The sequence below is a fragment of the Shewanella ulleungensis genome, assembly GCF_014648315.1.
In the GTDB taxonomy this organism is placed as follows: domain Bacteria; phylum Pseudomonadota; class Gammaproteobacteria; order Enterobacterales; family Shewanellaceae; genus Shewanella; species Shewanella ulleungensis.
In genome coordinates, this window is the sequence record NZ_BMQW01000009.1 from 119260 (window position 1) to 131489 (window position 12230).

The window sequence follows — 12230 nt, forward strand, 5'->3', positions numbered from 1 at the left end:
CTTAATTGACCAGATAATTACATCATGTACAACATGGCTTACTTAGACATGGCTTACTTAATAGTGTCACTGTTCGTTAAGAGATAAACCAAACAGTTGCGGAGCTCACACCTCCCCGCTCATGAATGGGTTTAATATAAGCGCCTTAAAAATCAATTTATTAACAAGGCCAACATTAAACATGACCTTGTTAATAAGATTAATATGGGTATTACTTCGCTAGGTTTCGTAATACATAATGCAAGATGCCGCCATGTTGGTAATAACTAAACTCATTAGGGGTATCAATGCGAATTTTAGCTTCAAACGAATGTTGCTTACCCGCTTTGTCGGTCACTGATACCTTAACTGTTTTCTGTTCGGCACTTATCGCAGGAATACTAAATTGTTCTTCACCTGTGAGGTTTAGTGCTTCTGCACTGTCATCAGGCATAAACTGTAGAGGCAAGATGCCCATTCCTACCAAATTAGAACGGTGAATACGCTCATAACTTTGTGCTATAACCGCTTTTATCCCCAACAGTGCAGGCCCTTTTGCTGCCCAGTCCCGCGAGCTGCCAGTGCCATATTCTTTACCTGCCAGCACAATACAAGGCGTACCTTGTTGCTGATACTCCATAGCAGCATCAAATACGGTCATCGACTCACCGTTAGGCATTAAACGTGTCCAACAGCCTTCGGTCCCCGGAGCCAGCTGATTTTTTAACCTTACATTGGCAAAGGTGCCGCGCATCATGACTTCATGATTGCCACGACGTGAACCGTAAGAGTTAAAGTCTTTTATGGCGACTCCAGCTTGCTGTAAGTAGTCTCCAGCAGGGCTGTCTGGTGCAATAGAGCCCGCTGGTGATATATGGTCAGTCGTGACCGAATCACCTAACTTAAGCAAACAACGGGCATTGTCGATAGCCATAATGTTAGGTACTTCAGCACTGATCCCATCAAAAAATGGCGGCTGTTTAACATAGGTGGAGTCGGGCCAGTTATATTTTTGGCTTTGTACTACCTCGAGCCCTTGCCAGTCTGCATCGCCGCTATATACGTCGGCATAACGGGAAACAAACATCTCACTTTGTACCGCGCTGGCCATGACCTGTTGAATTTCCTGATTGTCTGGCCAGATATCTTTTAAATAAACTGCATTACCATCAGCATCTTCACCCAATGGCTCAGTAACCATATCGGCTTTCATATTTCCGGCCAATGCATAAGCAACCACCAGCGGCGGCGATGCTAAGTAATTGGCTTGTACTTCTGGATGGATGCGGCCATCAAAGTTACGGTTGCCCGATAACACCGAAGACACCTTTAACCTGCCTTGTTGTATCGCTTCACTAACGGGTTGAGGCAATGGACCTGAATTACCAATACAAGTGGTACAACCATAGCCAACCAACTGAAAACCTAGAGCATCTAAATCAACACTAAGACCCGATTTAATTAAATAATCCGTCACTACCTGTGAGCCTGGTGCAAAGCTGGTTTTCACCCAAGGTTTAACCTGTAAGCCTTTTTTACGCGCATTTCGGGCCAATAATCCGGCTGCGATTAACACCGATGGATTAGAGGTATTAGTACAACTGGTTATCGCCGCTATCACCACCGCGCCAGCTTCCAGCACAAAGTCTTTATCTCGATAACGACAAGCAACACCAGTACTGCCATCGGCGACGGGTACTTGCACCGATGGACCACCCTCGCTTGCCAACTCGTCTTTACCTTCGGCATCGATGTGGCTCACAGGGATTTGACTGTCCAACCATTGGCGGAAACTGACTCCAGCTTGCTCAAGTGCAATTCTGTCCTGAGGTCTTTTAGGGCCAGCAATAGAAGGCACAATACTGCCTAAATCCAGTTTTAAGGTTGCGTGATAACAGGCTTTGTTGTCGGATGCACTGGCCCACATGCCCATCTGTTTAAGATACGCTTTGATCAGTGCGATACGCTCTGGATCTCGACCGGTAAGCTTGAGATAATCTAGGGTTTGTTCATCAATCGGGAAGATGCCACAAGTCGCACCGTATTCTGGCGCCATATTGGCAATGGTTGCCCTATCAGCCAAGGTTAATTGATCAACACCGGCACCAAAAAATTCTACAAACTTACCTACCACGCCAAATGAGCGCAGCTGTTCGGTTACCGTTAACACGAGATCAGTCGCGGTAACTCCTGGGGGTAATGTACCGACAAATTCAAATCCGACAATTTCGGGTAACAACATCGTCACCGGTTGGCCTAACATCGCGGCCTCAGCCTCAATGCCACCGACGCCCCAACCCAATACTCCCAAACCGTTGATCATGGTGGTGTGAGAATCGGTTCCCACTAAGGTGTCGGGATACAATAGGTTATCGTCATCTTCTTTGACAAAGACCACTCTCGCCAAATATTCCAGATTGATTTGATGCACGATACCGCGCCCGGGCGGTACCACTTTAAAGTTGTCGAAGGCTTGCTGACCCCAACGCAAAAACTGATATCGTTCGCGGTTTCGTTGAATCTCAATGGCAGTATTTTTTTGTAGCGCCCCTGTTTCGGCAAATACATCAACCATCACTGAGTGGTCAATCACCAACTCTACCGGATTCAGTGGATTAATCGCGTCGGCATTGCCGCCCAATGTCACGATGGCATCACGCATTGCGGCTAAATCGACCACCGAAGGTACGCCAGTAAAATCTTGTAGAATGACTCGAGAAGGAACAAAGGCAATTTCGGTTTCTGACCAGTTATCTAAATCCCAGCGGGCCAAGGTTTCAATATCTTCTGGCTGGACAAAATCCGACTTTTCGTAACGCAGAAGATTTTCTAATAATATTTTTGCCGCAAAGGGTAAGCGGGCTAAATCGTAGTGTTCAGCTAATCGATCAAAGCTGTAATACCGGAAAGTTTTTCCATTACTTTCAAGCTGTTTCAATAATTGCATAGAATGGTTCATTACTGATCTCCCTATAAACGTTTATTGGCACTTCCTGCTAAGCTTAGTGAACACACTAACATATACAAATCAAAAATCGAGTCGGAAACCTTATGAGTAAGATGCGTATAGAATATGACAGTATGGGGAAAGTACAGGTGCCAGATGACGTTTGTTATCAGGCGCAAACTCAACGCGCACGAGATAACTTTCAGTTTTCGAAGCGGCGCTTTCCGACGCCAGCGATACTCGCCCTACTCGACATAAAATCAGCTGCAGCAAAGGCGAATAGCCAACTCGATTTGTTAGATAGCGCCATGGCCAAAGCGATTCAACAAGCGATTATCGCCGCTAAAAAGCTTGATTTTTCGCAGCATTTTCCGATTGATTTGTTCCAAACAGGCTCTGGCACCAGTTCGAATATGAATGTTAATGAAGTCATTGCCAGCCTTGCCAGTGACATTTTGCAGGCAAAGGTTCACCCTAATGATCATATCAATATGGGTCAAAGTAGTAACGATGTGGTGCCCGCCTGTATTCATATTAGTACGGTTAGGCAATTAAAGAACTTATTGTATCCGGCCATTAATGGCTTGCATGACAGATTAGCGTTTTTGGCCGATGAGTATTCCAATACAGTCAAAACTGGTCGCACCCATTTAATGGACGCCATGCCAATTACGCTTGGTCAGGAACTGCGATGTTGGCAACAACAGCTAAACAGTGCTCAAGCTCGAATTCAGCAAGTAGAACTTAGCCTGCATCATTTGCCATTGGGCGGTACAGCGGTTGGCACTGGCGTTAATTGTGATCCCAATTTTGCCAAACTTGCATGTGATGACTTACAACAGCAAGATAAAATCCCTTGGCAGGCGGCGATAATGCCTGCGTTATATATGAGTAGCCAAGACCACACCTTAGCCATGGCTTCGGCGCTCAAAGGGTTAGCGGTTACGTTATTGAAAATCGCCAATGATTTACGCTGGATGAACTCAGGGCCTGTAGCAGGGTTACAAGAAATTAGCTTAACTGCGCTGCAACCCGGCTCATCGATAATGCCCGGTAAGGTTAATCCCGTGATCCCAGAAGCGGTAGCCATGATTGCCGCTGAAGTTATTGGCAATGAAGCAACCATAACCATTGCGGCGCAATCGGGTAATTTTCAATTGAATGTGATGTTGCCACTGATTGCCGACAAGCTACTGTCCAGTATTGATTTATTAACCCATGCCTGCCAAGCCATGACCGACAAAGTGTTTGCCGAGTTTAGCCCCAATGTAGAACATTTAACCCAGGCATTGGAGAAAAATCCTATTCTGGCGACCGCACTTAATTCCGTGGTGGGTTACGATATGGCCGCAAAAATTGCTAAACGTGCAGATAAAGAACATAAATCAGTATTAGCCATTGCACTTGAAGAAACCGATTTGGACGAAGATAAACTCAAAACGATACTTGACCCATTGCATTTGGCCAAAACGAAATAATATTTGTAATGTACAAAGAAAAATGTGCGCGGCTTATTGGATACAAAAAGCAAACGCTTAACATGGCATACTGGCGTGTTAAGCATTTATCGTAACGTTAACAGGAAGGCATTTCATTGCTGGCTGCAGATTTTATCACGAGACAAGTCAATTCAATGGATCGAAATAGACCTATCTCATTGATACAGGCCGTCGCTATTTTCTTCACTCTTTACTTCACATTTTATCTCAGAGCGTTGAGTTAATAATGACAGCCTAATGATCTTTAATATGCTATTAACATGCATTTGCATAGGTAATAAGAGTTAACTACTTATCTGCAGTCTCAGGATAAAGGCTATTCCACCACTGAGGTTCGTCTTTGAGTTTCATATCAAACCAGGCCATGGTGGTGTTCCACCAATCAAAGCGTGCTTGGCGGGTATTGATGTGATGGTCTTGATCATTAAACTCCACCAACTCAACTTCCTTACCTAATAACTTCAGCGCGGTGTACATATAATGGCTTTCACCTACAGGTACGTTGGTGTCGCTATTACCGTGTATAAGTAATAACGGCGTAGAGATTTTATCAGCATGATAAAGCGGGCTTTGTTCGACATAAAGCTCAGGATTATTCCATGGAAAACTGCCACGACTTGCTACACCAGAATAGCCATAGCCCCACCAGCCATGTCCCCAATACGATGACAAATTACTGATCCCCGCATGCGACATCGACGCCGCAAAAATATCGGTTTGCGTGGCCAAATACATAGTCATAAAGCCGCCATAAGACGCGCCCATGTTACCCACACGTTTTGCATCAACATAACTGTGAGCGTTTAAGAATGCTTTAGTGCCTTCAATAATGTCATCTGCGCTGTACTTGCCCCAGGCATTAACATGACGTCCGCTAAAAGCCTGGCCGTAACCTGTTGCACCATTAGGTTGTAACACGTACACCACATAGCCTTGTGCTGCCCACAAGTTAAATGGCCAACGTCCTGTAAAGTGACGCCCAACCGGTGAAGTACCGCCATAGTAATACACCAATGCAGGGTATTTTTTATTGGCATCAAAATCGGCAGGTAGGTAAACGCGACCGTCAATGTTATGCCCATGTTTGTTAGTAAAATCAAAATCTTCGATCTTTCCTAAACGCGTATCGGCATAATGTTGTTTTTGGCTGTCGAATAACACTTGTTTACGGTTTGAGTTAAGCGACATGCTGTAGGCTTTTTGTGGCGAGGTTGCCGAAGTGCCCGCAACGACTAACGTCGGCGTTGATTGTTTTGCAGCCACACTAAAACCATCTACCATATCGACACCTGTATCGATTTGGCTAAAGCGACTTTTACGCTTATCAAACAAGTAAAGCGGTGAGCGGTCGCCTTCGGTAACAGTTACCAATAAATCATCATTATCAAGTTTGGTCATGCTACCAATTGATGGATCAAAGTCTTTGCTTAATGCACTCACTTTACCTTCGGCATCACGCCAATATAACTGGCCGTCATAGTCATTGACCTCAATATTGGGATCTTGCATACCCATGCCGTCCATAAAGCGTGGGCCAGCTGTGATATACATGCCCTTATCGGCATACAAAGCACCACTGAAACTACGATATTCACCAATCAGAGTTTCGCTTAAATCAGCTACCTTCAGTTCGATTAGCTGAGTGATGCCATGAGCGGGTTGTTTGTAATCGACAGATGAGCGAGTGAGCAACAAACTGCCTTTATCTGCATTACTGTCTAATAACGAACTGGTTATTTTACTGTCGGTCAATTGACGAATAACACCCGACGCAACATCTAATTGATATAACTGACTATTGTTACGCCAATAGCTCCAGCGATCTTCTAATGCTTGAAAACGCTTAGAGGTGGCTTTGTCATCAGCTTTAAAGGGCTTTTCCCAACTAAAGAGTAAACTGTCGCCAAACCACTGCAAACCTGAGACATTATCAAGCTCAGTTGCTGCGATATCGATGGTTAAGTCTGCCACATTCAGTAATTGAATCTGCTTATTGGCAACAAATGCGAGTTGCTTAGCATCATCAGACCACACCGCGCTGCTAGGGCGATTATCTTGCCAACGGTACATTACGCTGTTGTCTGGTAATTTACGTAGCTCGGTCACTTGAATAGGCTTATCACCCTGGGCTGTTTGATATTCAATGGTGGATTGCAGTAAATATTTACCATTAGGCGACAAGGTTAAGTTGCTGATAACTTTGGAGTCAAAAAGCTGCTCGGCTGATACGCGCTGTGTTTTTTGTGCGCTAAAATCGAGCCCATCGACATCACTTTTACCCTGCCAATCAAGGCTAAAAGACACCTCTTTTTGCAATCCATCTGCAAGCAACATGAGTTGATAATCACCATTAGCGAGTTCAAGCTCAACCTTATCTGCTGATTTTACTAACTGACCATTCAAATACACCTGCGGGTTTTCAAGGCCCTTTACGGTTAATGTACCTTGAGTAAATCGTTGTGTAGAAACAGGTAAACGGTAAGCTAACCAGCCCTCACCTTCGGCTTTCGATGTAGCGGTTTGCCATGAAAGCGCTTGATTAAATATTCTTACCTTACTGGCTTTATGCTCTTGGCTGAGTTTTGCTACCAAATTGGCACGCAAGGCATCTGCCTGAGCGCTTTTAGATAATGCCGTAGCAGAGACTTGTGTCACCGGGCCAATTCGCTCAATATGCTTAGCGTCAATTTCGGCGCCTTGCGCCATGCCCGAAACAGCCATGGCTAAACTGGTTAACACCAGAGAAAAAGCTTTCATTGCACGTCCTTTTATTTGTAATAAACCAGCCTGTAGTAAATCAGTTTTTAATAGGTCTGTTAATTTGTTCTCAGTGGGTTGTTTATTTTTAATCGAGAACAGTATCTATTTTCGATAATCGCTGAGGTAAACCAGATTAGTGGTGTCTACCGGGCTATCTTCAACATCAAGATCTTGTAACCAGGTATCGATAAACACATCGTTAGCAAAAAAGTGGCTACTGCGCCCTTTTGCATTTCGAGGGAATTTACCCATAAAAACGCTAAAATCAATAAACTCATTAGGCATTAACAGCATTCCGTCATAACATTGTTGCTCTAAGTGCCAGGCAACCTCGTTTAAATGCCCTTGCACACTGCGATCACCTCGCAGATAAAATGCACAGGTCGTAAATGTATCGTTATATCGTGCGATGGCTAAATCAACCTCGACACTGTCAACGCCTTTTTTGTTGGCTAAAAACGTAAAATTCGACACCATCATTTTCTCAAACATATTGAGAAAATCGATTTCATCGCCCTTTTTTGTCGCCAAAAATGTCAAGCAATAGCGGCTATCATAATCCATCACTAATAAGTATTTTTTGCGCTTAACGGTGACACAGTGCACTACCCAATGCCATTGAGTGCCATCGTGTTCTTGTGGATCAACATCTGCGGGGAAAGCTCGCGCAGCCACTGACTCAGCAATGGTTTTATGCGGCGCAGCTTTTAAACAAGACAACACTTCGCCTTTGCGAGTCACACTAAAAAACTCTGCAGCAGCTTTGGTACAGTTAAACACTAGCATCAGTGATCCATCGAACGTATGTCAAAAATTGATCTGATTATACCAACAACAGGATATTAACAACCACCACACAAAAGGGATTAACCCGAAATCGTCGACTTAGTTTGTAAGCGCTTGTTATCATTAAAGCCAAGGTCATCGCCTTTTCTCGCTAAATCACTGATCCACTGCTAAGTTATTTAACCGTACCTGACTCAATTAAAGGATTAATATGCAGATTATTCATCATGGCGCAGTGAATGGCGTAACGGGATCATGTCATCAACTCGACATAAATCCACTGCACCCAAGCAGCTACCTTATTGATTGCGGGTTATTTCAAGGTGCGGAAACCGCAGGTAAAAACTCAGTAGATCAATTACAAATTGACTTCCCAATCGACAACATTAACGCGTTGATCGTGACTCATTGTCATATTGATCACGTTGGGCGGATCCCTTATTTATTAGCCGCGGGTTTTAACCAGCCCATTTACGCTACAACGGCAACCGCGGCGTTACTGCCATTAGTAATTGAAGATGCATTAAAAGTCGGTGTGACTCGCGATAAAAAGCTGATCCAAGCGTGTTTAAATCAACTCAATAAGCTCATTGTGCCTATTGAGTATAGCCAATGGGTTTCACTGCCTATAAACCTCAGTCCCCATATGACTCAGCCGTTTAAGCAAATTAAGCTTAAGTTTAAACCTGCAGGGCATATTTTAGGGTCGGCCTATGTCGAACTTGACCTAAAAGGGCCGAGTCACAAACACCGAGTGGTATTTTCAGGTGATTTAGGCGCAACTTACGCACCATTACTGGCTAGCCCTAAAAGCCCGTACAGAGCCGATACCTTAGTCATTGAGTCAACCTACGGCGATAAAAAACATCAAGGCCGCAAAGATCGTAGCAAACAACTCAAAGGGATTATTGAAAAAGCTGTTCAAGATAATGGCGTGGTGCTCATTCCTGCTTTTAGTATTGGCCGTACACAAGAGTTGCTATACGAGTTTGAACACATTATTTTTCGTAATCAACATAACCCCATGTGGCAAAATATCGACATTATTGTCGACTCCCCTATGGCAGCAAACTTTACTAAAAAATATCGAGAATTTAGAAACCTTTGGGATAACGAAGCAAAGCAAAAGCTCAAACAAGGTCGTCACCCGCTAGACTTTGAACAACTCATTACGATAGACAGCCACCAAGACCATATAGCCGTGATTAATTATTTAGATTCAAAGCAAAAACCCGCCATCATCATTGCCGCATCGGGCATGTGCACGGGAGGCCGAATGAGTAATTACCTTAGCCGCTTTTTACCCAAAGCCACCACCGACATATTATTTGTCGGCTATCAAGCCCAGGGCACCACTGGCCGAGACATCCAACAATATGGTCCTCAAGGAGGCTATGTGTATATTGATGAACAACGCATCGACATTAAAGCGAGCATTCATACCATTGGCGGGTACTCTGCCCACGCGGACCAACACAACCTCAGCAACTTTGTTAAACGCATGCACCATAAACCTAAACACATTCGCATCGTTCACGGCGATGATGAGGCCAAACAAGCGTTAGCCTCAGCATATCAAGCATTGTTACCCATGGCAGAGATTGAGATAGGTAAAGCATAACAACCCCCAACACCAATCAACGACATTTCAGCGGTGAGATGACAAGTTAATGGCCAAATTTAACTCTGACGCCTGCGTTAGCAATAAAGCCATCGTTACGTGACCAAATATCAGTGGTCCATTGGCCGCTAGGCGCGCGACTAGGCAACAACATCGGGTGTTCGTCGGTTTGCTTAACATCAAGTAGGTTTTCTAAATTAATAAACCAACTGACGCTACCCACTGTAATCTCACCCATTAAGCCTAAATGCCAATAGGGATTGGTTTCATCAATATAAGGATTATCATTTACACGCTGCGTACCTGTGTAATAGGCCTCAAAACCTGCTCTAAAGTTGCCATGTTGCTCCCACATCGCCACAAAACCGCCAGAGTGTTCTGGGGTTAAGGCTATATCTCGTCGCCCTGTCCCTTCTGGAGACTCCTCGGTTGCATCTAAGTACAAATAGCTTGCCGTGAGTTTAACATCGCCCAAATAATAACGTAGCAACACTTCAGAGCCGCGAATTTGGCTTTCACCAGATGCATTGACTAATCTCACGGCGTCTAATGTGCCGTTGCTGTTGTTAGAGAAAGACTCTAACGTGGTGACGTTATCCACATTGGAACCAAACAAGGTCAAACTGGTTTCTACATCATCAAAACGATAAGTAAAATCAAGCGACGCTGTTTTAGCGCGCTCTTCTTGCAAGTTATCAATAGGCGCGAGCCTTGATAAACCAGCGGCCTCAATCTCCTCTACAAACGGTGTTGGGGCAAAATAGCCTTCACCATAAGAGCCTCTTATGGTTAAGTCATTTGGTCGGTAAAGTACTGACACTCTTGGACTAAATTGCGTACCGTATTCGCTGTGTTCATCAATGCGCGCACTGTAAGAGGTGGTGATTTGATCGGTTAATTCATAATCAAGCTGGGCAAACGCGCCGGGGACGTCGTAAGAATAATCAAACTCAGGGAAAGTATCTGAGCTAAAGACTTCAGATTGATACGCTAAACCAACTACCCAATCACTGTTGTCTGTGTAACCTGCAATACTGTTTTCAAATAAATAACTCTCATGTTGATCTTCTTCAATATCAGTACCATAAACATGCACATGATCTTGCACCATCGCCGAGCCGCGTGTGGTCATGGTTAAGGTCTCTAATAACGGCATGGTAAACACCAAGCCGCCATCAAGCCTTTCAGAGTCTTGTGATTGCTCAAACGAGGTGCCATCGGCTACCGTGTTATCATCGAGAGTCCCGCCTGTGCGATCTTCGGTCATATAGCCGCTGGTGACATACAATGTTTGCCCCGCTTCGCCTTCCCAAAATAACCGAGGACGCACGGTATAACGCTCATACCCCGCCAGATCGATCCAGCCATCGTCGTCAATATCTTGCTCGTCTTGATAATGCGCCCCAGCGGTAATCGACCCTTTTACATTCTCGCTCAATGGCGACTCCACATAGGTGGTGACATCCTGACCATTGCGAGTGGTACCATTGACCAATACTTCACCATTCAATTCATCGCCAGGCGTGCGAGAAACAAGGTTAATCACTCCACCAAGCGCAGAACCACCATAAAGCGATGATGCCGAGCCTTTAATAATTTCAACACGGCTTAAATCTGTTGGCGGTACTTGCAGCAAACCAATCGATGCCGCTTGGTTACCATAAAGCGGTAAACCATCAGCCAGTAATTGGGTATAGCGACCATACAAACCTTGTAAGCGAATATTGGCACTGCCCAGCGCGGGTGATGTGGTTTGTAATCTCACCCCGCCAGTTTCAGCCACCAGCATAGAAATGTTGCCCGGTCTCATTGCCGCTTTTTCTTCAATTTCTTCGCGGTTAACCACTTCTACACGGATAGGTTGTTCATCGGCAATTCGGCCTGAACGGGTAGCTTGTATCACAATGGTTTCCATTTCTTCTTCGTGTTCATGCTCATCTTCATGCCCCTGCTCATGATGATCAGCATCTGCATGACGTTCATCATGAGAGTCAGAGGCGTGTTGCTCAGACGTGTTAATCGAATGCACCTCATCACTTGCGTGACTTATCCCCACAACACTTAGCGACAAAACTAACGATGCCATAGCACAATAGCTAAACATACAACTTCCTTATAACAACACATGATCTAAAAATGATATGATTGAGCTTAAAGGTTACAGCTACTGGAAGGTCAAGTTGAAAATAAGTGAATTGGCATCAATTGCCCAGGTTTCGGTAAAAACCATCCGATATTATGAGCAAATTGGATTATTATCTGCCCCTAATCGCAGCGATAATGGTTATCGGTTTTATCAACAAAAAGACATTGAAACGCTGATTTTTATTAGACGTTGTCGAGAGTTGAATATTGCATTAGATGACATCAAGCGCCTTGTGGATACCCAGCAAGATCCTAAATCTTCATGTGCTTTAGTAGACAACATCATCGCCCAGCAACTCGCACGCATTCAACAAACTCAGCGGGAACTCGCATTACTAGAGCAATCACTCGCCGCGCTAGCCACTTGCTGTCAAAACCATCAGATAAAAGATTGCAGTATTTTACATACACTTAAATCGTCATAGGTTAAATGCACTTATCATTAAATAAGGGGTGGCAGCGCTTTACTGCATGCGCCTAAACGACTATGATC

7 protein-coding genes are annotated in these 12230 nt (G+C 44.5%); 3 read left to right on the forward strand and 4 right to left on the reverse strand.

Annotated elements, in window-relative coordinates; translation table 11 throughout:
* Positions 1-211: 211 nt before the first annotated feature.
* On the reverse strand, positions 212-2938 hold the full coding sequence (gene acnA, locus IEY40_RS16030; RefSeq protein WP_188957930.1) for an aconitate hydratase AcnA: 2727 nt from the start codon (positions 2936-2938) through the stop codon (positions 212-214).
* Between the two features lie 92 nt (positions 2939-3030).
* On the opposite strand from acnA, the gene IEY40_RS16035 reads away from it, so the two are divergent.
* Positions 3031-4404, forward strand: coding sequence for a lyase family protein (locus tag IEY40_RS16035; RefSeq protein ID WP_188957932.1), 1374 nt, complete (start codon positions 3031-3033; stop codon positions 4402-4404).
* A 309-nt stretch (positions 4405-4713) separates the two neighbouring features.
* Here IEY40_RS16035 and IEY40_RS16040 read toward each other — a convergent pair whose 3' ends face one another.
* Positions 4714-7182: an alpha/beta hydrolase family protein gene (locus IEY40_RS16040; RefSeq protein ID WP_188957934.1), complete on the reverse strand. Its 2469-nt coding sequence runs from the start codon at positions 7180-7182 to the stop codon at positions 4714-4716.
* A 105-nt stretch (positions 7183-7287) separates the two neighbouring features.
* Positions 7288-7971 (reverse strand): DUF6933 domain-containing protein, encoded by a 684-nt coding sequence (locus IEY40_RS16045; protein ID WP_188957936.1) that lies wholly within the window; start codon positions 7969-7971, stop codon positions 7288-7290.
* Positions 7972-8182: 211 nt separating this feature from the next.
* Between IEY40_RS16045 and IEY40_RS16050 the strand changes: the two genes are divergently transcribed.
* A complete protein-coding gene (locus tag IEY40_RS16050) occupies positions 8183-9592 on the forward strand; it encodes an MBL fold metallo-hydrolase RNA specificity domain-containing protein (RefSeq protein WP_188957938.1) in 1410 nt (469 codons plus the stop codon).
* A 46-nt stretch (positions 9593-9638) separates the two neighbouring features.
* Here the strand turns inward: IEY40_RS16050 and IEY40_RS16055 are convergent, their stop codons facing one another.
* Positions 9639-11696, reverse strand: a complete 2058-nt coding sequence (locus IEY40_RS16055; RefSeq protein ID WP_188957940.1) for a TonB-dependent receptor plug domain-containing protein — start codon at positions 11694-11696, stop codon at positions 9639-9641.
* Between the two features lie 76 nt (positions 11697-11772).
* On the opposite strand from IEY40_RS16055, the gene IEY40_RS16060 reads away from it, so the two are divergent.
* Entirely contained in the window at positions 11773-12162 is a 390-nt protein-coding gene (locus IEY40_RS16060; RefSeq protein WP_188957942.1) for a Cd(II)/Pb(II)-responsive transcriptional regulator, read from the forward strand.
* The last annotated feature ends 68 nt before the right edge of the window (positions 12163-12230 follow it).